This is a genomic window from Allorhizobium sp. GW101-3B10 (assembly GCF_059424725.1).
This window is the reverse complement of the sequence record NZ_JBWKZR010000001.1, coordinates 3,353,839-3,374,700: the sequence shown is the minus strand read 5'-3', so window position 1 is coordinate 3,374,700 and position 20,862 is coordinate 3,353,839. Positions and strand designations below refer to the sequence as shown.

22 protein-coding genes, 1 tRNA gene and 1 riboswitch are annotated in these 20,862 nt (G+C 65.9%); of the genes, 9 read left to right on the top strand and 14 right to left on the bottom strand.

Features of this window, described 5'->3' with window-relative positions; genetic code table 11:
• Window positions 1-21: 21 nt before the first annotated feature.
• Together apaG and AC07Y0_RS16755 are read right to left on the bottom strand one after the other, a co-directional pair.
• Entirely contained in the window at window positions 22-414 is a 393-nt protein-coding gene (gene apaG / locus AC07Y0_RS16760) for a Co2+/Mg2+ efflux facilitator ApaG/CorD (RefSeq protein WP_454744370.1), read from the bottom strand.
• A 203-nt stretch (window positions 415-617) separates the two neighbouring features.
• The gene (locus tag AC07Y0_RS16755) at window positions 618-1,802 is read right to left on the bottom strand and encodes an O-succinylhomoserine sulfhydrylase (RefSeq protein ID WP_498678857.1); all 1,185 of its coding nucleotides are present in this window, start codon (window positions 1,800-1,802) and stop codon (window positions 618-620) included.
• Between the two features lie 47 nt (window positions 1,803-1,849).
• Window positions 1,850-1,928, bottom strand: a riboswitch (SAM riboswitch).
• A 74-nt stretch (window positions 1,929-2,002) separates the two neighbouring features.
• On the opposite strand from AC07Y0_RS16755, the gene AC07Y0_RS16750 reads away from it, so the two are divergent.
• The gene (locus AC07Y0_RS16750; RefSeq protein WP_498678856.1) at window positions 2,003-3,100 is read left to right on the top strand and encodes a 2'-deoxycytidine 5'-triphosphate deaminase; all 1,098 of its coding nucleotides are present in this window, start codon (window positions 2,003-2,005) and stop codon (window positions 3,098-3,100) included.
• Window positions 3,101-3,167: 67 nt separating this feature from the next.
• A tRNA-Gly gene (locus AC07Y0_RS16745) sits at window positions 3,168-3,241 on the top strand.
• A gap of 28 nt (window positions 3,242-3,269) precedes the next feature.
• Here the strand turns inward: AC07Y0_RS16745 and AC07Y0_RS16740 are convergent.
• The gene (locus AC07Y0_RS16740) at window positions 3,270-4,493 is read right to left on the bottom strand and encodes an MFS transporter (protein ID WP_498678855.1); all 1,224 of its coding nucleotides are present in this window, start codon (window positions 4,491-4,493) and stop codon (window positions 3,270-3,272) included.
• A gap of 98 nt (window positions 4,494-4,591) precedes the next feature.
• Window positions 4,592-6,481: a glycosyltransferase family 2 protein gene (locus AC07Y0_RS16735; protein ID WP_498680259.1), complete on the bottom strand. Its 1,890-nt coding sequence runs from the start codon at window positions 6,479-6,481 to the stop codon at window positions 4,592-4,594.
• A gap of 197 nt (window positions 6,482-6,678) precedes the next feature.
• Here AC07Y0_RS16735 and AC07Y0_RS16730 point away from each other — a divergent pair, with 197 nt between their 5' ends.
• On the top strand, window positions 6,679-7,554 hold the full coding sequence (locus tag AC07Y0_RS16730; RefSeq protein ID WP_498678854.1) for a transporter substrate-binding domain-containing protein: 876 nt from the start codon (window positions 6,679-6,681) through the stop codon (window positions 7,552-7,554).
• Window positions 7,555-7,674: 120 nt separating this feature from the next.
• Here AC07Y0_RS16730 and AC07Y0_RS16725 read toward each other — a convergent pair whose 3' ends face one another.
• The 5 genes from AC07Y0_RS16725 to AC07Y0_RS16705 form a co-directional block, all read right to left on the bottom strand.
• Entirely contained in the window at window positions 7,675-8,088 is a 414-nt protein-coding gene (locus tag AC07Y0_RS16725; RefSeq protein ID WP_498678853.1) for a tellurite resistance TerB family protein, read from the bottom strand.
• Window positions 8,089-8,160: 72 nt separating this feature from the next.
• Window positions 8,161-8,943, bottom strand: coding sequence for a thermonuclease family protein (locus tag AC07Y0_RS16720; protein WP_498678852.1), 783 nt, complete (start codon window positions 8,941-8,943; stop codon window positions 8,161-8,163).
• A gap of 12 nt (window positions 8,944-8,955) precedes the next feature.
• Entirely contained in the window at window positions 8,956-9,618 is a 663-nt protein-coding gene (locus AC07Y0_RS16715) for a S24 family peptidase (RefSeq protein ID WP_498678851.1), read from the bottom strand.
• 143 nt (window positions 9,619-9,761) lie between these two features.
• On the bottom strand, window positions 9,762-10,409 hold the full coding sequence (locus AC07Y0_RS16710; protein ID WP_498678850.1) for a response regulator: 648 nt from the start codon (window positions 10,407-10,409) through the stop codon (window positions 9,762-9,764).
• Window positions 10,410-10,498: 89 nt separating this feature from the next.
• Entirely contained in the window at window positions 10,499-10,918 is a 420-nt protein-coding gene (locus AC07Y0_RS16705) for a hypothetical protein (RefSeq protein ID WP_498680258.1), read from the bottom strand.
• A 126-nt stretch (window positions 10,919-11,044) separates the two neighbouring features.
• Between AC07Y0_RS16705 and AC07Y0_RS16700 the strand changes: the two genes are divergently transcribed.
• Together AC07Y0_RS16700 and AC07Y0_RS16695 are read left to right on the top strand one after the other, a co-directional pair.
• The gene (locus AC07Y0_RS16700; protein WP_498678849.1) at window positions 11,045-11,392 is read left to right on the top strand and encodes a DUF952 domain-containing protein; all 348 of its coding nucleotides are present in this window, start codon (window positions 11,045-11,047) and stop codon (window positions 11,390-11,392) included.
• A complete protein-coding gene (locus AC07Y0_RS16695; RefSeq protein ID WP_498678848.1) occupies window positions 11,389-12,477 on the top strand; it encodes a quinone-dependent dihydroorotate dehydrogenase in 1,089 nt (362 codons plus the stop codon). Before AC07Y0_RS16700 ends, AC07Y0_RS16695 begins: the two co-directional genes overlap by 4 nt.
• On the opposite strand, the gene AC07Y0_RS16690 is transcribed toward AC07Y0_RS16695, so the two are convergent.
• The 3 genes from AC07Y0_RS16690 to AC07Y0_RS16680 are packed head-to-tail and all read right to left on the bottom strand — an operon-like array spanning window position 12,453 to window position 14,609.
• Window positions 12,453-13,796, bottom strand: a complete 1,344-nt coding sequence (locus tag AC07Y0_RS16690; protein WP_498678847.1) for an MATE family efflux transporter — start codon at window positions 13,794-13,796, stop codon at window positions 12,453-12,455. The two genes, AC07Y0_RS16695 and AC07Y0_RS16690, sit on opposite strands and share 25 nt — an antisense overlap.
• Before the next feature lie 38 nt (window positions 13,797-13,834).
• Window positions 13,835-14,341, bottom strand: coding sequence for a CAP domain-containing protein (locus tag AC07Y0_RS16685; RefSeq protein WP_498678846.1), 507 nt, complete (start codon window positions 14,339-14,341; stop codon window positions 13,835-13,837).
• A 1-nt stretch (window position 14,342) separates the two neighbouring features.
• Window positions 14,343-14,609 carry a DUF6460 domain-containing protein gene (locus AC07Y0_RS16680; RefSeq protein WP_028738887.1) on the bottom strand — a complete coding sequence of 89 codons (267 nt, stop codon included), beginning with the start codon at window positions 14,607-14,609 and terminating at the stop codon, window positions 14,343-14,345.
• A gap of 146 nt (window positions 14,610-14,755) precedes the next feature.
• On the opposite strand from AC07Y0_RS16680, the gene AC07Y0_RS16675 reads away from it, so the two are divergent.
• The 3 genes from AC07Y0_RS16675 to AC07Y0_RS16665 all read left to right on the top strand — a co-directional run bounded on the left by AC07Y0_RS16675 (window position 14,756) and on the right by AC07Y0_RS16665 (window position 17,186).
• Window positions 14,756-15,700 (top strand): class I SAM-dependent DNA methyltransferase, encoded by a 945-nt coding sequence (locus AC07Y0_RS16675; protein WP_498678845.1) that lies wholly within the window; start codon window positions 14,756-14,758, stop codon window positions 15,698-15,700.
• 116 nt (window positions 15,701-15,816) lie between these two features.
• A complete protein-coding gene (locus AC07Y0_RS16670) occupies window positions 15,817-16,455 on the top strand; it encodes a DUF6198 family protein (protein ID WP_454744385.1) in 639 nt (212 codons plus the stop codon).
• Window positions 16,456-16,541: 86 nt separating this feature from the next.
• Entirely contained in the window at window positions 16,542-17,186 is a 645-nt protein-coding gene (locus AC07Y0_RS16665; RefSeq protein ID WP_498678844.1) for a YitT family protein, read from the top strand.
• A gap of 33 nt (window positions 17,187-17,219) precedes the next feature.
• Here the strand turns inward: AC07Y0_RS16665 and AC07Y0_RS16660 are convergent, their stop codons facing one another.
• Complete coding sequence (locus tag AC07Y0_RS16660; protein WP_498678843.1) at window positions 17,220-17,681, bottom strand: carboxymuconolactone decarboxylase family protein; 462 nt, start codon at window positions 17,679-17,681, stop codon at window positions 17,220-17,222.
• A 24-nt stretch (window positions 17,682-17,705) separates the two neighbouring features.
• Window positions 17,706-18,206: an RrF2 family transcriptional regulator gene (locus AC07Y0_RS16655; protein WP_498678842.1), complete on the bottom strand. Its 501-nt coding sequence runs from the start codon at window positions 18,204-18,206 to the stop codon at window positions 17,706-17,708.
• A gap of 91 nt (window positions 18,207-18,297) precedes the next feature.
• Here AC07Y0_RS16655 and AC07Y0_RS16650 point away from each other — a divergent pair, with 91 nt between their 5' ends.
• Entirely contained in the window at window positions 18,298-20,808 is a 2,511-nt protein-coding gene (locus tag AC07Y0_RS16650) for a ligase-associated DNA damage response DEXH box helicase (protein ID WP_498678841.1), read from the top strand.
• Window positions 20,809-20,862 lie beyond the last annotated feature (54 nt).

Below are 20,862 nucleotides of genomic sequence, written 5' to 3'. Positions count from 1 at the left end.
GGGTCCTTGGCCCTGCCGTTTTCAGTTCAGCACCCGGACCATGCCCGGCGCATCCAGCGAAAACGCCGGAATGGCGACTTCGAAGACCTCGCCGTCGTCGGCTTCCATCTGGTAGTGACCGAACATCATGCCCGACGGTGTGTCGAGCGGGCAGCCGGACGAATATTCATAGGTGTCGCCGGGGCGCAGCCGCGGCTGCTCGCCGATCACGCCCGGTCCGTGCACCTCATCGACCTGGCCGTTCTGGTCGGTAATGTGCCAGTAGCGATGCATCAGCCGCACGGGCCTTGTCGAATGGTTGGCGATTACGATGCGGTAGCCCCAGACATAGCGGCTGTCTTCCGGATCGGATTGCTCCTCCAGGTAATAGGGTTCGACACTGACCTCGATGTCGCGTGTCACGGCGCGATACATGCACGGGACCTTTTTAAAGCTTCGCTAAGCATAGCCTACAGCATGGCGCGATGAAGGAAAAATACAAGCGCACCGGCAGGCGAAAGCGACCGGTCCGGCAGAGATTTCGTTGTTAATGCTAATGGTTGGGGTTAAGGGGCCTGGTCCGGGCGCGCAAGACGCTCACCCGGACTTTTCTGGGGCCTTGGCCGTCGTGGCCGGGCTCAGGCGCCGACGGACGCGATGGCGCGGGCAAAGTCCTCCAGCAGGTCGTCCGTGTCCTCGATGCCGCAGGACAGACGAACCGTGCCGCCGGACATGCCGAGTTCGGCGCGTGCCTCGTCGGTGAGGTTCTTGTGCGTCGTCGTGGCCGGATGGGTGATCAGGCTCTTGGCGTCGCCGAGATTGTTGGAGATCTTGACGACGTCCAGCGCGTTCTGCAGCTTGAACGCCGCGTCCTTGCCGCCCTTCATCTCGAAGGCGACCAGCGTCGAGCCGCCGGTCATCTGCTTGGCGACGATGTCGGCCTGCGGATGGTCGGCGCGGCCCGGATAGATCACCCTGGCGACCTGCGGCTGCTCGGCCAGGAAGTCGGCGATCGCCGCGGCATTCGCCGTCTGCTGTTTGACGCGCAGCGGCAGCGTCTCGACGCCCTTCAGAAGCGTCCAGGCATTGAACGGCGACATGGCCGGACCGGTATGGCGGAAATAGTCCTGCAGGTTCTCGGTGATCCAGTCCTTCGACGAGAGCACGACGCCACCGAGGCAGCGGCCCTGTCCGTCGATATGCTTGGTGGCCGAATAGACAACGACATGGGCGCCGAGTTCGAGCGGCTTCTGGAAGAGCGGCGTGGCGAAGACATTGTCGACGATCAGCGTGGCGCCGACCTGGTCGGCGAGCTTGGCGACGCCGGCGATGTCGACCACTTCGAGCGTCGGGTTGGTCGGGCTTTCGAGGAACATGACCCTGGTGTTCGGTCGGATCGCCGCTTCCCAGTTCTTCAGGTCCCGGCCGTCGACCAGCGTGCATTCCACGCCGTAGCGCGGCGCCAGCGTCTCGACGACGTAGCGGCAGGAGCCGAACAAGGCGCGGGCGGCGACGATATGATCGCCGGCCTTCACCTGGCAGAGCACGGCGGCGGCGACCGCGGCCATGCCCGAAGCCATGGCGCGGGCGTCTTCGGCGCCTTCCAGGAGGCACATGCGCTTTTCGAACATGTCGTTGGTCGGGCTGCCGTAGCGAGCGTAGATATAGCCGTCCGTCTCACCCTTGAAGCGTGCTTCCGCCGCTTCCGAGCTTTCGTAGACGAAGCCCTGCGTCAGGAAGATCGCCTCGGAGGTCTCGCCATAGGGCGAGCGAAGAGTTCCACCATGGACCAGTTGGGTTGCCGGACGCCAGTTCTTGCTCATGCCTTTCAGCCTTTCGAATACAAAAAAACCGGTCGCGAAATCGGACCGGTTTCTAGCACCCGGTCTCTTTAGCCATTTGTTTAACGTGGCTGCAAGCCGACCGGCCAAATCACCACGGGATAAGCTTGCCATACGCCCATCGCGGGCTTGCGTCAATTCCTCGACTTTGGTTTTGTCTGGCCCAAACAGGAAGACGCAAGATGACCAGGACCACGGGCATTCTCTCGGACAGCGCCATCGGCACGCTCTTCGGCGAGGGCCGGCTGATGAGCGAGACGATGCTCGATCATGACCAGATCCAGCCCGCCAGCCTCGACCTTCGGCTGGGCGCGAAGGCGCTGCGCGTGCGTGCGAGCTTCATGCCAGGGCGCGCCCACACCGTCGCCGACAAGCTCGAACGGCTGACCCTGCACGAGATCGACCTGGAAAACGGCGCCGTGCTGGAGACCGGATGCGTCTATATTGTCCCCCTGATGGAGAGCCTCGACCTGCCGGCCGCAATGTCGGCCTCGGCCAATCCAAAGAGCTCGACCGGCCGCCTCGACATCTTCACCCGCGTCATGGTCGACCATGCCCAGGAATTCGACAAGATCCCGGCCGGCTACAAGGGACCGCTCTACCTGGAAATTTCCCCGCGCACCTTCCCGGTCATCGTGCGGCGCGGCTCGCGCCTGTCGCAGATCCGTTTCCGCGTCGGCCAGGCACTGCTCGGCGAGCGCGAACTGCTCGACCTGCATGCGGCGGAGACCCTTGTCGCCAGCGAGGCGCCGAACGTCTCGGGCGGCGGCATCGCGCTGTCGATCGACCTGAAGGGCACTGGCGCTGACGGCCTGATCGGCTATCGCGGCAAGCACCATACCGGCGTGATCGACGTCGACAAGAAGGCCGCCCACGACGTGCTCGACTTCTGGGAACCGCTCTACAGCCGGGGCGCCGACGAACTCATCCTCGATCCGGACGAATTCTACATTCTCGTCTCCAATGAGGCGGTGCATGTGCCGCCGCTGTATGCCGCCGAGATGACGCCCTATGACCCGCTGGTCGGCGAGTTCCGCGTGCACTATGCCGGCTTCTTCGATCCCGGTTTCGGCCATGCCGCCGCCGGTGGCTCGGGAAGCCGGGCGGTGCTCGAAGTGCGCAGCCACGAAGTGCCCTTCATCCTCGAGCATGGCCAGGTGATCGGCCGTCTCGTCTACGAGCACATGCAGGAGCGCCCTGAAGGCCTCTACGGCTCGGGCCTCGGCTCCAACTACCAGGCCCAGGGCCTGAAGCTGTCCAAGCACTTCCGGCTCGGTTGATCGGCGTCCGCGCAGGTCAGTTTCGCCCTTGACAGAGCGCCGCATCTGTTGGAACTGTGCGGGCCGCGCGGGTGTAGCTCAATGGTAGAGCAGCAGCTTCCCAAGCTGAATACGAGGGTTCGATTCCCTTCACCCGCTCCAGCCTTATCCAATCATCAAGATCGTCCGCTCACCGCGCCACGCCATTGCGCCGGCGTCTGGCTTCGAGCAGCAAAAGGCCCGCGAGCGTCAGCACGGTGAAGCCGGCGCCGCCAAGGAACGTGCCGGTCGGGCCGGTGGCGTCCCAGAGCAGACCGGCGATGACGCTGGCCGCCAGCAATGCGACGCCGGTCACGAGGTTGAACATGCCGAAGGCCGTGCCGCGCAGTTCCGCCGGCGCGGTGTCGGCGACGAGGGTTGCCAGCAGCCCCTGGGTAAAGCCCATGTGCAGGCCCCAGAGTGCGGCCCCGAGCGCAAGACCGGCGAGACCCGAAGAAAAGGCGAGCACCAGATCGGCGGCGAGCAGCAGCACGAGGCCGGCGACGAGCAGTCTCGTCCGGCTCATCCTGTCCGACAGCGCCCCGACCGGATAGGCCGAGAGGAAATAGGCGGCATTCATCACCACCATCACCGCCGGCACGAAAGCGAGCGATAGTCCGATGTCCTGGCCCTTCAGCACGAGGAAGGCTTCGCTGAACCGGGCGAGCGTGAAGGCCGACGCGACCGCGAGCACCCACCAGTAGCTGGCGCTCAGCCGCCGAAGCTCGCCGCGGCTGAGCGGCATGCGCACCTTGCGCACGGGCGCCGCCCGCTTCGGCTCCTTCACCGCGACGATTATCAGCCCGGCCGAGACGAAGGCGGGAATGACGGCGATCCAGAAGACCAGCGTGAAATCGTTGTGGAGCGCCCACATGAAGACGATGGCAAGCAGCGGCCCGAGCAGGGCGCCGAGCGTGTCGAGCGACTGCCGGAGCCCGAAGCTTGCGCCGCGCAGCTCGGGCGGGGAAATGTCGGCAACCAGCGCGTCGCGCGGCGCGCCGCGGATGCCCTTGCCGATGCGGTCGACGAAGCGTGCGGCGATCAGCCAGGCGACGCCCGGTGCAAGCGGGAAGATCGGTTTGGTCAGCGCCGCAAGCCCGTAGCCGAGGGCGGCGAGCAGCTTTCGCTTGCCCAGCCAGTCGCTGAGCGCGCCGGAAAACACCTTGGTGATCGCCGCGGTCGCCTCCGCGATCCCCTCGATGATGCCGACGGTGAGTGTCGACGTACCGAGCACGGTGACCAGATAGAGCGGCAGGATCGCATGGATCATCTCGGAGGAGACATCCATGAACAGCGAAACGAAGCCGATCGCCCAGATGCTGCCGGGGAGCCTGCGCCAGGTCGCCGTGTCGCTCCCGCCCTGTCTCTCCGCCAAGCCGGTCTCTCCCGATGATTGGGCCCCCGCCGCGCTCTCCGCTGGGCGCGGCTTCTGCGGACCCCTCGGCAAATCTCTGCGCGCTCGCCCGTTTGCGGTCAAGACGGCTGGCGGGTGGGATCACAGGCTTCGCTGGCGCGAACCGCCTCGGCTTGTGTCTGCGCATGAGTCTCGCGCGGCTCGTGCGTCTCGTGCGGCCGGTGCGGCGTCTTGTTCCAGAAGAAGGGCTTGCAGCGCAGCTCGACGACGGCCTTCCAGGCCGCAAACGAGGTCATCATCCAGTAGAGCGGGACCCCCATCCACCGGTTGCCCACCATTTTCCTTTCGTGCCCTGTCATCGTCGTTGCGCCGAGCGTCACGAAGGCCGCGTAGCTGCCGAGAATGTTGGTGATGTCGATGATGAACAGGATTGCCTCGAACAGGCCGATCGTTTCGGCTGGCTTCTGCAGCATGGCGACCGCCGATGTGGCGATGAAGACCAGGATGAGCGGATGGCTGAGTGCCGAGATCAGCATGCCACCGATCAGCAGCTGGAAGGTGGCGAAGGCGGCAAATCCCATTTCGTCGACCGTCCGGGCCGGATCGCGCATCAGCACCAGCCATGTCTGCAGCCAGCCCTTGAACCAGCGGGTCCGCTGGCCGAGCCAGACGGCGCCCGTCGTCGGCGCGTCCTCCAGCGTCTGCCGGCGGATCGTGGCCGAGCGGTAGCCGAGCCGGTAGAGCCGCATGCCGAGATCGGCGTCTTCCGTAACGTTGAACGGATCCCAGCCGCCGACCGCCTTCAGCGGGCCGATGCGAAAGTGATTGGACGTGCCGCCCAGCGGAAGTGGCATGCGGTAGCGCGCCAGGATCGGCAGCATACGGCGAAACAGGGCGGCATATTCGAGCGCAAACAGCGCGGTGGTCCAGGATTGGCGCATGTTGGCGATCACCAGCGGCGCCTGCAGGCAGGCAAGATTCGCGGGTGCTGTGCGGAACGTATGGTAGGCTTCCTTCAACTGGCCAGGATGCGGCCGGTCCTCCGCATCGAAGATTGCCACATAGTCCCCGCGCGCGCCGGGAAGCGCATAGCTCAGCGCCTTCGGCTTGGTGCGCGGCGCCATCGGCGGCACCTCGACGATCTCGAAATGCCGGGGCGGGTCGAGCGCCCGGATCGCCGAAAGGGTCGCCATGTCGTCGGCCTCGCAGACCAGCTTGATGTCGAGCCGGGCGCGCGGCCAGTCGAGCCGCTCGAGCGAGCCGATCAGCTGGGCCGCGACCTCGGCCTCGCGGTAGAGCGCCACCATCACCGTATAGACGGGCAGGGTCTCTTCGCCGCTGACGACCGGCAGCGCGGCTGGCCTTTGCCGCGCGCGTCCGGAGCGCCGGCCATGCACCAGGGCGGCCATGCGCAGGCACAGCGCCGCGAGATAGAGCAGCGACAGCGTGAGATGCAGGACGGTAACTGCGATCGCCGGCGCACCGAGGAGCAGCGCAATCACGCCGCTCGTCATCGCGCCTGCCCAGAAGCCCTGCCGACCGGTGAGAACCGTGCGGGCGGAGAAGTCCGGTCGCGCCTCGAACAGCGCATCGACGGTCGCCTTGACCCGCCGATCCGCCCCGGCCTGCCAGGCGGCGCGCCGGATCGACGACGCAGAGGCGATGGCGAGCGACCGGCGAAGCCCCGGATGCCGCTCAAGGCTGGCGAGCAGGTGGTCGATGCGCCGCGCCTCGGGGGCGATCACCGTGAGCGGCGGGCGGGTCTTGTCGTGCAGCCGTACCGAGCAGGGCCGGGCGAGCTGGCTGTCCAGCCCTTTGCCGTCGATAACCGCGCCGTCCGGGATGGCTTCGAGAAAGGGCAGGCCCGCCAGCCGCGCCAGCGCGCCGTAATAGGCTTCCTCCTGCACATGGCCGCTCGCCAGCAATTCCTGTTCGATGGTCGTGCCGTGGCTCGCGGCGCTTCTCGCCATGCGGGCGATCAGGGGTTTGGATAGCCCGAGCGATTTCATCACCAGCGCTTCGTCGCGCAATGCGGAAAGGGCCGCGCCGTCCTCGGGCCGTTCCCCGGGGACAGGCACTCCATGCGATGCAGCATTGGATCCCCCGGCGGTCGCTTCAGCGCGGCCGCCATATTCCCCGATTTGCATGACTCTGTTACACCGTCATCGGGAGATGACGCCCCGGCTGTCCCTGGAAATGGATCATAATGATACGCATGGTAGTTTCATCCCTGTATTTGCAGGGGTTGCGCTTTTTGGTTGTGGCGACGTGTGCGATTCTTGCGGCTGTGTCCTTGCCGCATCCGGCGCGGGCCGGGGATCTGCCGGTGCTGTTCGATGCCCGGGAGCGCCTGCCGCGCCCTGATCTATCCGGCTTGCTGCGCGTGCGCTTCCTGACGACGACGGATTTTCCGCCCTTCAATTTTGCCGACCAGACGGGCCGGCTCGCCGGCTTCCACATCGATCTGGCGCGTGCCATCTGCGCCGAGCTCGGCATTGAGGCGAAATGCCAGATCCAGGCGCTGCCCTATGGAGAAATCGAAGCGGCGCTCGCCGCCGGTCAGGGCGAGGCGGTGCTGGCGGGCATGGCGGTCAGCGACGGCCTGCGTGCCCGCTTCGCCTTCAGTCGGCCCTATATGCTGCTGCCGGCGCGCTTTGCCCGCAACAAGGCGGTGGAGCTTGGCGGTGAGAATGCCGACGCGCTGTTCGGCCGCCGCGTGGGCGTGGTCGACGGCACGGCGCACGAAGCCATGCTGAAAGCCTTCTTCCCCGACATCCAGGCGATCCCCTTTGCCGATCGGGGAAAGATGCTGGAGGAGCTGAAGGCGAAGAAGATCGATGCCGTGTTCGCCGATTCGCTGCAGCTGTCCTTCTGGACCGCCGGCGATGCCGCGGGCAATTGCTGCGCGCTGTTCGGCCAGGCCTATGTCTCGGAGCGTTTTCTGGGGGAGGGGCTGACGATCATGCTCCGCCGCGACGATCCGGTGCTCGCCGCGGCCTTCGACAGTGCCTTGGCGGCGCTGTCGCGAAACGGCCGGCTGCAGGAAATCTACCTGCGCTATTTCCCCTACGGCCTGTTCTAGAACCGGCGACCATGCGCGCGGTTGCGCTCCCCCGGCTCTGTTCGGGGGGCTCGGCAGCTGTACCGTTCAGGGGATCCGGAGGGCATCCCCGGCAAGCACCGGGGCGGCCGCGTCGCGGGGTCACATCGGGCGGTAGCGGGCAATGGCGCTGTGTTCGATCGCAGCGCAGGTCAGCTTGTTGAGGCCAAGCCGGTCGCGCAGCAATTGCAGGAACCGGATCTCCTCGGGCTTCACGGTCATGTCGACCGCCATGACCTCGACGGCCAGCGCATAGACGGTGTCGTAGGAGCGGGCCGGTACGGCGTCGCGGATGACTTCGAGCGCGATGTCGAGGCCCTCGGGGCCGGCCAGGATATCGGCGCAACGCTTGGAAACCTCGACGACGCTGTCCTTGTCGAAGCCGTCGAAGATCGGCAGCAGGTCGATCAGCTGGCCGATGCGGCGCAATTCCTTGTCGTTCATCGAATTGTCGACGGCGGAGGCCATCACCATGACGAAGATCAGGGCGTCGTGCGGCGTTACGGGCGTTGTCATCGGTCGGGCATTCCTCGTTGTTTTGTGGGAGAGTAGGATCTGCCGGCCTGGCTTTCAAGCCAGGCCCCGGGCTTACCGCTGGTCGTCGCCGAAAAGCCCGCGGCGCTCGGTGCGCGCCTTGTCGGTGAGCGCGGCGAGCGGCGAGCCGGCCGGCGCCTCGGCCCAGCCGTTCTCGGCCAGCCACGTGGCGATGTCGAGTTCGCCGACGCGGCAGCGGGCCTCGATCGTGCCCTTCCAGTCGGCGCTGTCCGTTTCGCAGGCGATCGTACGGTTGCGCAGGAAGAGCCGCTGCTGCGTGCGCGCCACCATGCCGCAGGGCCAGTCGCCGCCCTTCGAGGTCGGGCACATGCGCATCCGGTCGGTGGTGGTGATGTCGGCGAGCTTGAGGTTTCGCGGCCCGAAGGCGATCAGGCCGGCCGCGACGGATTCGGGTCGCGGCAGGAGCACGACCTTCACCCGCTCGGTCTCCAGCTGTACGGTGTCGAGCGGCGCGCGCGGTTCGATGCGCTCGAGCTTCTGCGGCTCGGCGGCAAGCGGTGAGGCGAAGAGGTCGGGATTGACCGGGCGAACCCCGGCCTCTTCCGTCGCCGCAGCCGTATCCTCAGTCGGCGGCGCCGGCCCGCCGGCCGGCCGATCGGCCTCGACGGAGATCTCCGGCGCGTCGTCCGCCGATACCGCCTGCTGCTCCTCTGAGGCGTCCACCGGCGCATTCGGCTCGGCCCATTCGACCGGCATGTCCTCGATCTCGAAGCCCTCGGCTTCGCTGTCGGCCATGTTGCGGCCGGCGACGCTCAGCAAGACGGCCCACAGGGCGATGCCGGCGATGCCGGCGACGATGGTACCGAGAGGACGCATAGGCCGATTTTCCTACTGGCTGGCCCAGATGATCCGCGCGATCCATTCGACGTCCGTCATGTCGAGGTTGCGGTTCGGATGCTCCGGGTTGAGCGATATCAGTTCGATGGTCTTGGCCGACTGGCGTGCCAGCACCTTGGCCATGACCTCGCCTTCGCGGGTCTTGACCACCACGCGGTCGCCGCGCCTGACCTGGGCGCCAGGCTCGACGATCAGCACGTCGCCGTCGCGATAGAGCGGCTTCATGCTGTCGCCCTGGACCTCCAGTGCATAGACGCCGGCCTTGCGGGCCGGCGAGGCGGGAAATTCGACCACGTCCCATCCCTGGCCCGCGGGAAAGCCGCCGTCATCGAAGAAGCCGCCGGCGCCAGCCTGGGCAAAGCCGAGCAGCGGGATCGACCCGGCCTGCGGCGGAAAGCCGCCGTTCGGCGCCGTGCCGCCCGTCTCCGGCTGGATGAGGCCCATGAACTGGTCGATGCCGGTTCCGGTCGCCTCCAGCACCTTGGATATGGATTCGGTCGAAGGCCAGCGCATGCGCCCGTCCGGGCCGGTCCGTTTCGACTTGTTGAACGATGTCGGGTCGAGGCCAGCCCGCCGCGCCAGGCCTGACGTGGTCAGCTGGTGGCTTTCGGCGAGCCTGTCGATCGCGGCCCATATCTTGTCATGCGAAAGCATCGTCGCTCATGCTCCAGGGCCGGCTGCAACGGCAATGGAATGCCCTGCCCCGGCGAGATACCGGGACTTTAACCAAAGCACATTGTCCAGTAAAGGTGAAAAGGAATAAAATCCTCCTCGCAAGGGCGTTTGGCGTCCTTGCGTCAGGCGACCATGGCCATGTTGATCTTGCCGAGCTGGATGACGGCCTGGGTGCGGCTGTCGACCTTGAGCTTCAGCAGGATCGCCGAGACATGCGCCTTGATCGTGGCTTCCGACACGCTGAGCTCATAGGCGATCTGCTTGTTCAGCAGGCCTTCGCCGAGCATGCCGAGCACGCGGCTCTGCTGTGGGGTGAGCGTCCTCAGTCGACTGATCAGGTCGGCGACGTCCGGATCCTGCTCCTGGCCGCCCTGATAGTTTTTCGGAGTCCAGATGTCGCCTTCCAGCACGGACTGGATGGCGGCGCGGATGTCCTCGATGCCGGACGACTTGGAGATGAAGCCGGAGGCGCCGAGTTCCAGCGCGCGGCGAATGGTGGTGGGGTCGTCGCTGGCTGAGACGATGACGATCGGCAGGCTGGCGAATTCGGCTCTGAGCGCCATCAGACCGGAAAAGCCGGATACGCCCGGCATGGACAGGTCGAGCATCATCAGTTCGGCGTCGGAATGGGTGGCTGCCGCCTTGCGGGCGGCTTCGAAATCACCGGCTTCGATGATCGTCTGCTCGCCGTCGATGCCGCTGACAGCCTGACGCAGGGCGCCGCGGAAGAGCGGATGATCGTCTGCAATGATGAAGGTCGATGCCGTCATGTCGAAGCCCCCTCCCAAGAGCGATGTCTTGCACGCCGCGTCCGCGGCTCTTCATCTATTTAGCGATAGCTGGGAATATATACAATAGTCTATGTTTTGTCGGGCGTTGTGCCTTCTTCCCGTTGCTTGAACTCTTCCACGAGGCCGAAGAAGCTTCGCATGAAGCGTTCCATGATGCCGATCGAGCGCTCGACTTCCTCGTCGCTGGGCAGCGGTTCGCCTTTCGCCAGCGGGCGGCCCGTGGCAAGGCTCTTCTCCAGCGCCTCCACGCGTTTTTCCAGGCGGGCAAGATCTTCCTCGTAGGCGGCCCGCTCGTCGGCGGCCATGCGGCAGGTGAGCGTTCCGTCGCTCTCCTGGCAAAGCGTCAGCGCGCCGGTCTTGCGGTCGAGACGGACAAAGCCGCCATCGGTCTTCTCCAGCGCGAAGCGCGCGACGTCGGTGTCCTCGGCCAGGGCCGGCGCGGCGAAGCCGGTCGCGATCATCAGGAAAAGGGTCGTTGGCATGGGCATCGGGCGCATCGGCGATCTCCTCGAATTCGTCACGGTTGGCTCGTCCACCGGCTTAACAAGCGTGGACAAGCCGGTCGGTTTGCGGCAAACCGCCAGCGAAGACTCCGCTGACGGAAGGACAGGCCCTTGGATCGGATTATATACAAGATCGTGCCGCGCGAATTATGGCAGGAAGCGCGCGACGAGGGAGTATTTCGTGGGGCGGCGATCGATCTGCACGACGGCTACATCCATTTTTCCACCGCCGCCCAGGCGGTCGAGACGGCGGCACGCCACTTCGCCGGCGTCGAGGGTCTGCTGCTGGTCGCCGTCGATGCCGCATCGCTCGGCGAGGCGCTGCGCTTCGAGCCTTCGCGCGGTGGCGATCTCTTTCCGCACCTCTATGCCAACCTGCCGCTCGATGCCGTCCTGTGGGAAAAGCCCCTGCCGCTCGGCGGCGACGGCCAGCATGTCTTTCCGGAGATGGACCGATGATCGATGCCTTCAAGACGATTGCCCGCCGCGGCCTCTTCCTGTTCGACGCCGAGACCGCCCATGGCCTGTCGATCGCTGCGCTCAAATCCGGCCTCGTGCCGGGCTGCGCGCTGAAGGCCGATCCGCGCCTCGCCGTCACCGTCGCCGGCCTCCAATTCCCCAATCCGCTCGGCATGGCCGCCGGCTATGACAAGAATGCAGAAGTGCCCGACGCGCTGCTGCGTCTCGGTTTCGGTTTTGCCGAGGTCGGCACGCTGACGCCGAAGCCGCAGGCCGGCAACCCCAAGCCGCGCATCTTCCGGCTGGAAAAGGACCTGGCCGTGATCAACCGGCTCGGCTTCAACAATGAGGGCCATGCCGCCGCCCTTGCCCGGCTGCTGGCTCGCAGGCCTGCCGGCATCGTCGGCGTCAATATCGGCGCCAACAAGGACAGCGCCGACCGCATCGCCGACTATGTCGAGGGCATCCGCCGCTTCTCGGGCGTCGCCTCCTATTTCACCGCCAACATCTCCTCGCCCAATACGCCGGGCCTGCGCGACCTGCAGGCCCGCGAGAGCCTGTCGACGCTCCTGTCGGCCGTGCTCGCCGCGCGCGACGAAATCGCCGCGGCATCGGGCGTGCGTCGCCCGGTCTTCCTGAAGGTCGCGCCGGATCTGACCGAAGAGGGCATGGACGACATCGCCGCCGAAGCGCTGGCGCACGAGCTCGACGGGCTGATCGTCTCCAACACGACGCTGTCCCGCGACGGCCTCTCCGATCCGCGTCTCGCCGGTGAGGCGGGCGGGCTGTCGGGCAAGCCGCTGTTCGAAAAGTCGACGGCGGTGCTCGCCCGCATGCGCAAGCGCGTCGGCCCGGCCATGCCGATCATCGGCGTCGGCGGCGTGTCCTCGGCCGAGACGGCACTGGAGAAAATCCGCGCCGGCGCTGATCTGGTGCAGCTCTATTCCTGCATGGTCTATGAAGGCCCCGGCCTGCCGGCACGCATCGTGCGCGGCCTGTCGGCGCTGCTCGACCGCGAAAAGGTCTCCTCGATCCGCGAGCTGCGCGACACCCGGCTCGACTACTGGCTCGCCGCGAAGGTCTGATCGAGTTTCGGCTTGAGCCGCGACAGCAGCAGCAGGCCGCGCAGCGCCAGAAACACGTTGAGCGCGATCCACAGCCCGTGATTGCCGAAGCTCGGCACCAGGGCCGCCAGCGTCGCGAGATAGCCGGCCAGCGCCACGATCATCATGTTGCGCATCTCGCGCGACCAGGTGGCGCCGATGAAGATGCCGTCCATCTGGAAGGCGAGCGCCCCGGTCAGCGCAGTCAGCGCCGCATAGGGCAGATAGAGGTCGGCGACGATGCGAACCTCCTGCGCCGTGGTGATGATGCCGATGATCGACTCCCCGAGCCCGAGAAAGAAGGCAAGGCTTGCAAGCGCCAGCCCGAGCGACCAGATGCCGGTGAGCTTCACCGCGCGTTCGAAGCCCGGCCGGTAACGCGCCCCGATCGTCTGGCCGGCGATCTGCTCGGCCGCGGTGGCAATCCCGTCGAGATAGAAGCTCGAGATCATGAAGAAGTTCAAAAGCACCGCATTGGCGGCGAGCGTCACCGGGCCGAAGCTTGCGCCCACCCGGGTCATCACGGTGAAGGCGGTGATCAGCGAGAAGGTGCGGATCAGGATGTCGCGGTTGAGATGGAAGAGCTCTCGCAGCTTCGCCGCGTCGGTCAGCCTGGCCAGCCGCGGCATCGCGGCCGATCCGTAGCGCCGGAAGACGAAGGCGAGGCCGGCGAGTGCCGCCACGGTCTCGCCGATCACCGTTCCCCAGGCGACGCCGGCGATGCCCCAGCCGAAGGTCAGGCCGAGCAGGATGGACATGACGATGTTGATGCCGTTCAGCAGGATCTGCAGCCCGAGCCCGACCGATCCGAGCCCGCGCCCCAGCACGAAGCCGAGCAGGGTGAAGTTGGAGAGCGTGACCGGCGCGGCCATGATGCGGATGGCGATATAGGTGGCCGACGCCGTCGCAACGCTGCCTTCGGCGCCCATCATGGCAAGCCCGCCGGAAATGATCAGCGGCGACAAGGCGAGAATGAGCAGGCCGAAGCCGACGGAAAGCGCCATCGAGCGCCAGAACACGGCAAAGAGTTCGTCCCCGTCGCCGCGTCCCTGAGCCTGGGCGACGAGCGCCGTCGTCGAGGCGCGCAGGAAATTGAGGCTGCCGAACAGCAGGTCGAAGAGCGCAGCCGCAATCGCAAGCCCGGCCAGCGCCGCCGCCTCGCCGGTGCGGCCGATCACGGCGGTGTCGGTGAGCCCGAGCAGCGGCGTGGTGACGTAACCGAGCGTCATTGGCACGGCGATCGCCAGCACCGAACGATGCGTCACTTCGATGATCCGAACCGGCTGGCTTCTCGTGTCCATGCATGCGCCCACTGACTTTGCGCCGGGGCGGGAATCGCTCAGGCCGACAGCACCATGGCCCAATAAGGGCGGTTGGCGGAAGAGGGATGGCGCGCAACGGCAACCCCGAGGCCCTGATAGGTGCCGAGCATGTTCTCGAGATGCTTCTTCGAATCGATCCAGGCCTGCACCGCGCGCTCGACGCTGTCCTGGCCGGTCGCAATGTTCTCGGCGGCCGGCAGCGGCACTTCGGTGGATTTCATGCGGTCGAGGAAACTGTCGTTGAAGCCGATCAGATGCGCCATCTTTCCGGCCTTGGCCATGCGCCTCGCCTGGACGAGAGCCGCGACCTCGGCCTCGGGCTTGCGGGCGAGGCCCGCCAGTCCCTTCTTCTGCCGCAGGGTGTTGACGATCGGCAGCGCGCCCTCGGTCTGCACCTCGGAGAGGTCGTCACCGGTCGGCAGGACGTCCGCGGTGCGGCAGCCGGCAAGCGCGGCGGCAAGGCTGCCTGCCGACAGGATCAGAAGCATGCGCCGCGGAAGGGGCTGGACGGTCGCAGGCCGCATCTCAGTTCCTTGCACTGATCAGACGCAGCACGATGAAGACCGGGATGACGATCGTCGCGCCGAGCAGGAGATAGTCGCCGACCCGTCCGAGCGCGGCGAAACCGCGATACCAGAGCTCGATGAAGAAATGCCGGATGCCTTCGAGGATGTCGACCGGATAGATGCCGAACACATGCATGATGAAGCCGACGATCAGCGAGACGACGACGAGCTTGATGATCGTGCGGCCCGGCGTGTCGCCGAGAAATCTGTTGACCTGATCGGCCATGGCAATCTCCTGTTTGTCCTCACATAGGAAGCGGCGCCGTTTCCCGCAAGCAAGGCGCGCGAGCGCTCGGCTTTGCGCCGGACAACTTAGCTCTTGTGTTTTTTCGGCCCTTCGGTCAAGTGCCGCCTGATCCACGGGATTTCACCATGCAGCCCACCCAGTTTTCCTCCGGCGACGTCATTGCCGACCGTCGCGCCGACTATGCCCGGATGCTCGCCGAAAGTGGCGATCCTGCGGCGGCGGCCGAATTGATGGAGCAGGCGCTGGAGCTGGCGCCCGCCTGGGCCGCCGGCTGGCTGCGGCTCGGCGAATATCGCGAGAAGGCGGGCCTTGGCGCAGAGGCGGCGGAAGCGCTCCGGCAGGTGCTGGCGCTCGATCCGGAGGATATCTTCGGAGCCGGCCTGAAGCTCGCCCTCCTCGGCGCCACCGAGACGCCCGACAAGCCGCCGAGCCGCTATGTCGAGGCCCTGTTCGACGACTATGCCGACCGCTTCGAGGCGGCCCTCGTCGAACGGCTCGACTATTCCGTCCCGGGCAAGCTTGCGGCGCTGGTGCGCAAGGCGCGCGGCGAGGGCGGCCGCTTTTCCTGTGCCGTCGACCTTGGCTGCGGCACCGGCCTGTTCGGCGTGGAGATCCGCTCCGGTGTCGGGCGGCTCGAAGGCTTCGACCTCTCGGCCAACATGCTCGCCAAGGCCGGGGAAAAGGCGATCTACGACCACCTCGCGCGCTCCGACCTCTCGCTCGATGCCGAAGGCTCCCGGCTTTTCGACGGCGGTTTGACGCGCGGCCGCGCCGATCTCGTCGCCGCCGCCGATGTGTTGATGTATCTCGGCGACCTGTCGAACGCCTTTTCCCTTGCCGCCGAACTCGCAGCCCCCGGCGCGCTCTTCGCCTTCTCGGTCGAGGATGCCGGCACTCCGGACGGCCTTCATCTCGCCCCTTCGCTGCGTTATGCGCATTCCGAAGCCTATGTCCGCGCCGCCCTCGCCGCCGTCAGCTTCGAGATCCGCGAAATGGAGCGCACGACCATTCGCATGGATGGCGGAAAACCGGTCCTCGGCATTCTGTTTCTTGCGATCAGGACGCGTTGATCGGATCGAAAATTGCGAACTTTTCGATAGGTCAGTATTCCTTACCTATCACCCTTGCGTCCCAGGACATCCGGAGTATTTATTGCACTGCGGGAGGCCATTTTCGGAGACGTGTCATGGCGCATTTGACGAGCATGCTGGGTATCTGGAATTCCAATCCGGCCCGCCACACGGCGGCCGAGGATCTGCAGGGTCTGATCGCCGGCAGCATGATCGCCGCGCTCGGCCTCTATCTGCTCGCCAAGGTCGGGCTTCTGACTGGCGGCATGGCGGGGCTCGCCTTCGTCCTGCACTACTGGAGCGGCCTCAGCTTCGGCCTGCTGTTCTTCGTGCTCAACCTGCCGTTCTACATCCTGTCGCTGCGCCGCGTCGGTGTTGATTTCACCCTGAAGACCTTCGCCGCCGTCGGCTTCACCTCGTTCCTCGTCGAAATCGAAAGCCGTTTCCTGGTGATCGAGAGCATCGCCCCGGTCTGGGCTGCGGTGCTTGGCGGCCTGCTGCTCGGTTTCGGCCTTCTGGCGCTCTACCGCCACCGCGCCAGCCTCGGTGGCTTGGGCATCCTCGCCGTCTATGTGCAGGATCGTTTCGGCATCCGCGCCGGCCTTGTCCAGCTCGCCTTCGACCTCGTGGTCATGGCCACCGCCTTTGCCGTTGTCAGCCCGCAGGTGGTCGCCTATTCGGTGCTCGGTGCCGTCGTGCTCAACCTCTTCCTCGCCATCAACCACCGCTCCGATCGTTACATCGCCCTGCGTTGAGACATTCGGACGGTATGCCCCTTGAGATCGGCGCGTCGCCGCGCTACCGACTGGGCAAGCAAGCGCACTGAACGGCAGGATGTGACATGGCCAATGTCGAAGTAAAGACCCGTCTGAAGGACATGATAACCTCCTCTTCGGAGCGCCATTCGCTCGTCGATGATGTCCAGGGTCTCGCGGCCGGCTCGATGATGGCCTCGCTCGGCGTCCTGCTGCTGTCGAGCGCCGGCCTGCTCACCGGCGGCACCACCGGCGTCGCCTTCCTGCTGCATTATGCCACCGGCTATGCCTTCGGCCTCTTGTTCTTCATCATCAACCTGCCCTTCTACTGGCTGGCCTTCCGCCGCTTCGGGCTCGGCTTCACGCTGAAGACCTTCTCGGCCGTGGCGTTCACCTCCTTCCTCACGGAAGCGGTGCCGCGGGCCATCGGCTTTTCCCACATCGACCCGCTGGTCGCGGCGATCTTCGGCGGGCTGGTCATCGGCGCCGGCCTCTTGGCGCTCTTTCGCCACCGCGCCAGCCTCGGCGGCTTCGGCATCCTGGCGCTCTACCTGCAGGACCGCTTCGGCTGGCGCGCCGGTCTGGTGCAGCTCGTGTTCGACGGCACGGTGCTGGTCTTCTCCTTCTTCGTCGCCACGCCCTTCATCATCTTCTGCTCGGTCGTCGGCGCCGTGGTGCTCAATCTGACGTTGGCCATCAATCATCGAAAGGACCGCTACATTGCGATGTAACGGTCCTTCGGTAACAGGGCGGTAGTCGGCTGATCAGGCGGCAACGGCTGGCTGATCGATCGGATGCATGGTCCGGAAGCCGACGCAGATCCGGTTCCAGACGTTGATCGTGCCGATCGCCACGGTGATGTTGGCGATCTCGCCGTCGGTGAAATGCACCTTCAGCGCTTCGAAGGCCTCGTCCGGCGCGCCGGTGCCGGCAATGTTCGTCACGGCATCGACCCAGCCGAGCAGGGCGCGTTCGCGCGGCGTGTAGAGGGGCGATTCCCGCCAGACCGACATCATGTTGATCCACTGTTCGGACAGGCCGTCATGGCGCGATTCCTTCACATGCATGTCGACGCAGTAGGCACAGCCGTTGATGATCGAGGCGCGCAGCTTGATCATGTGGATTTCGGCGCGGGAAAGCCCGCTGGTCTGCACGTAGTTTTCCAGGCCGAGCACGGCCTTGTAGGCGGCGGGGGCCGCCTTTGCGATGTCGAGGCGCGGGTGCATCTTGTCTTCCTTTCGGTTTGCCCTTCAGCGGGTGGTCTTGCGTTCGTGGATTTCCAGGAAGGCGCAGCCGCGTGCCGCGATCCCTCCGTCGTCATTCGACTTCAGATCCGAGATCAGATCCGCGATGCTCGTTTTCTTGAGTTCGGCCCGATAAACCCGCTCCGCCGCCAGCATCGCCGCCGCAATCCCGCATGGTTTCTCGAAGTACCGCTGGGGGAGGGGATCAGGCCCCCTTTGGCGGATCTCGCGACAGCGGAAGGCCGGCTGCGGCCCTTCCACGGCAAGCAAGATGTCGAGCAGGGTGATCGCCTCGGGCTCGCGTGCCAGGCGATAGCCGCCCTTCGGCCCCGGAACGGTGTCGACCAGGCCGGCGCTCGACAGCGCCTGGAGATGTTTCAGCAGGTAGCTCGGCGAAACCCCGTGGAACTCCGCAAGCGCGGCCGCCGAAAGGACCCCGTCCTCGGGCAGGGTGGCCAGCATGGTCATGCTGTGGATGGCCTGTTCGACGCCGTCGCCTAGTTTCATCACGCACTCCTATCGTGGATAAAATATATCTATGATTCATTCGTCCGTCAACAGCGCTTCTTTTTTGAAGCGACTCCGCTAGGTTTACCCTGTGTCCATCAGCGAGCGCGCCATATCCCTCCTGCCCAAGCCCTTCCTCCGCTGGTTCGCGGAAAAGGGCTGGCAGCCGCGCGCCCATCAGCTGGAACTGCTTGCCCGCGCGGGCGCCGGGGAGGGCCTGCTGCTGATCGCCCCCACCGGCGCCGGCAAGACGCTCGCCGGCTTCCTGCCGTCGCTGACCGAACTTGCCGAGCGCCGCCGCCCGGCCCCGGGCACGCCGTTTACCGGCATCCACACGCTCTACATCTCGCCCTTGAAGGCGCTCGCCGTCGACATCGAGCGCAACCTGATGAAGCCCGTCACCGAGATGGGCCTGCCGATTTCCATCGAGAACCGCACCGGCGACACGCCGAGCGGAAAGCGCCAGCGTCAGAAGCTCAACCCGCCGGACATCCTGCTGACCACGCCGGAACAGCTCGCGCTTCTGATCTCGGCCAACGACGCCGAACGCTTCTTCAAGGATCTGCGTTATGTGATCTTCGACGAGCTGCATTCGCTCGTCACCTCGAAGCGCGGCCACCTGCTGTCGCTCGGCCTCGCACGGCTGAGGAAGCTCGCGCCATCTCTGAGCACCATCGGCCTTTCGGCGACCGTCGCTTCACCGCTCGACCTGCAGCGCTGGCTGGTCGCCCAGCTGCCCGAGGGCGAGCACCATGCGGGGCTGATCACGGTCGACGGCGGCGCCAAGCCCAACATCACCATCCTGACGACCGAGGAGCGCATCCCGTGGTCGGGCCATTCCGCCCGCTATGCAATGCCCGAACTCTATGCGGTGCTGAAGGACTTCCAGACGACGCTGATCTTCGTCAACACCCGCTCCCAGGCCGAGATGCTGTTCCAGGAACTCTGGACGATCAACGATGACAACCTGCCGATCGCCCTGCATCACGGCTCGCTCGACGTCGCCCAGCGCCGCAGGGTGGAAGCGGCGATGGCCGACAACAAGCTGCGGGCCGTGGTCGCCACCTCGACGCTCGATCTCGGCATCGACTGGGGCGATGTCGATCTCGTCGTCCATGTTGGCGCGCCGAAGGGGGCCTCGCGCCTGGCCCAGCGCATCGGCCGCGCCAACCACCGCATGGACGAGCCGAGCCGGGCGATCCTCGTGCCGGCCAATCGCTTCGAGGTCATGGAGTGCCAGGCCGCCCTCGACGCCAACTATCTCGGCGCCCAGGACACGCCGCCGGTCGGAGAGGGGTCGCTCGACGTGCTCGCCCAGCATGTGCTCGGCATGGCCTGCGCCGCCCCCTTCCTTGCCGACGAACTCTATGCCGAAGTGGTCACCGCCTCGCCCTATGCGGCGCTGCCGCGACACAGCTTCGACCGCATCGTCGATTTCGTCGCCACCGGCGGCTATGCCCTGAAGACCTACGAGCGCTATGCCCGCATCCGCCTGACCAAGGACGGCCGCTGGCGTGTCTCCAATCCGCAGGTCATCCAGCAGTATCGCCTGAACCTCGGCACCATCGTCGAGGCGCCGATGCTCAATGTGCGCCTGGTCAAGCGCAACCATCTGGGCTCGCTCGGCCGCGGCGGCATGATGCTCGGCAAGGTCGAGGAATATTTCTTCGAACAGCTGAGCCCGGGCGACACCTTTCTCTTTTCCGGCAAGGTGCTGCGCTTCGAGGCCCTGCGCGACAATGAATGCCTCGTCTCCAATGCCTTCTCGCAGGATCCGAAGATCCCGGCCTATGCCGGCGGCAAGTTCCCGCTCTCGACCTATCTCGCCGAACAGGTGCGCGCCATGCTGGACGATCCGGAGCGCCGCCGGGGCCTGCCCGATCAGGTGCGCGACTGGCTGGAGATCCAGCGCGAGAAGTCGGTCCTGCCGAAGCACGGCGAACTGCTGATAGAGACCTTTCCGCGGGGAAACCGCTTCTTCCTCATCGCCTATCCCTTCGAGGGCCGGCTTGCCCACCAGACGCTCGGCATGCTGCTGACCCGCCGGCTGGAGCGCATGGGGGCGAAGCCGCTCGGTTTCGTAGCGACCGACTATTCGCTCGCCATCTGGGGGCTGGAAGACATGGGCACGATGATCGCCTCGGGGCGCTTGGCGCTCGCCGATTTGTTCGACGAGGACATGCTGGGCGACGACCTCGAGGCCTGGCTTGCCGAATCCTGGATGCTGAAGCGCACCTTCCGCACCTGTGCCGTGATTGCCGGCCTGATCGAGAAGCGCCATCCGGGCAAGGAGAAGAGCGGCCGCCAGGTCACGGTGTCGGCCGACCTCATCTACGACGTGCTGCGCAGCCACGAGCCCGATCACATCCTGATGCAGGCGACGCGACAGGATGCCGCCGCGGGTCTTCTGGATATTGCCCGGCTCGCCGATATGCTAAAGAGAATCAGGGGCCACATCACCCACAAGCGGCTGGAGCATATCTCGCCGCTGGCCGTGCCGGTGATGCTGGAGATCGGCCGAGAATCGGTCGCCGGCGGCGAGGCTCACGAACACGTGCTGGCCGAAGCCGCTGACGACCTGATCGCCGAGGCCATGGGGTAAGGTTGATGCAACGGTGCGTGGAGTGAAGACCCCTCCCCACAAGGGGGAGGGACT

Coding starts and splice junctions, on each gene's coding strand:
- apaG (WP_454744370.1), bottom strand. CDS start 414: ATGTATCGCGCCGTGACACGCGACATCGAGGTCAGTGTCGAACCCTAT.
- AC07Y0_RS16755 (WP_498678857.1), bottom strand. CDS start 1,802: ATGAGCAAGAACTGGCGTCCGGCAACCCAACTGGTCCATGGTGGAACT.
- AC07Y0_RS16750 (WP_498678856.1), top strand. CDS start 2,003: ATGACCAGGACCACGGGCATTCTCTCGGACAGCGCCATCGGCACGCTC.
- AC07Y0_RS16735 (WP_498680259.1), bottom strand. CDS start 6,481: ATGAAATCGCTCGGGCTATCCAAACCCCTGATCGCCCGCATGGCGAGA.
- AC07Y0_RS16730 (WP_498678854.1), top strand. CDS start 6,679: ATGATACGCATGGTAGTTTCATCCCTGTATTTGCAGGGGTTGCGCTTT.
- AC07Y0_RS16725 (WP_498678853.1), bottom strand. CDS start 8,088: ATGACAACGCCCGTAACGCCGCACGACGCCCTGATCTTCGTCATGGTG.
- AC07Y0_RS16720 (WP_498678852.1), bottom strand. CDS start 8,943: ATGCGTCCTCTCGGTACCATCGTCGCCGGCATCGCCGGCATCGCCCTG.
- AC07Y0_RS16715 (WP_498678851.1), bottom strand. CDS start 9,618: ATGCTTTCGCATGACAAGATATGGGCCGCGATCGACAGGCTCGCCGAA.
- AC07Y0_RS16710 (WP_498678850.1), bottom strand. CDS start 10,409: ATGACGGCATCGACCTTCATCATTGCAGACGATCATCCGCTCTTCCGC.
- AC07Y0_RS16705 (WP_498680258.1), bottom strand. CDS start 10,918: ATGCCCATGCCAACGACCCTTTTCCTGATGATCGCGACCGGCTTCGCC.
- AC07Y0_RS16695 (WP_498678848.1), top strand. CDS start 11,389: ATGATCGATGCCTTCAAGACGATTGCCCGCCGCGGCCTCTTCCTGTTC.
- AC07Y0_RS16690 (WP_498678847.1), bottom strand. CDS start 13,796: ATGGACACGAGAAGCCAGCCGGTTCGGATCATCGAAGTGACGCATCGT.
- AC07Y0_RS16685 (WP_498678846.1), bottom strand. CDS start 14,341: ATGCGGCCTGCGACCGTCCAGCCCCTTCCGCGGCGCATGCTTCTGATC.
- AC07Y0_RS16680 (WP_028738887.1), bottom strand. CDS start 14,609: ATGGCCGATCAGGTCAACAGATTTCTCGGCGACACGCCGGGCCGCACG.
- AC07Y0_RS16675 (WP_498678845.1), top strand. CDS start 14,756: ATGCAGCCCACCCAGTTTTCCTCCGGCGACGTCATTGCCGACCGTCGC.
- AC07Y0_RS16670 (WP_454744385.1), top strand. CDS start 15,817: ATGGCGCATTTGACGAGCATGCTGGGTATCTGGAATTCCAATCCGGCC.
- AC07Y0_RS16665 (WP_498678844.1), top strand. CDS start 16,542: ATGGCCAATGTCGAAGTAAAGACCCGTCTGAAGGACATGATAACCTCC.
- AC07Y0_RS16660 (WP_498678843.1), bottom strand. CDS start 17,681: ATGCACCCGCGCCTCGACATCGCAAAGGCGGCCCCCGCCGCCTACAAG.
- AC07Y0_RS16655 (WP_498678842.1), bottom strand. CDS start 18,206: ATGAAACTAGGCGACGGCGTCGAACAGGCCATCCACAGCATGACCATG.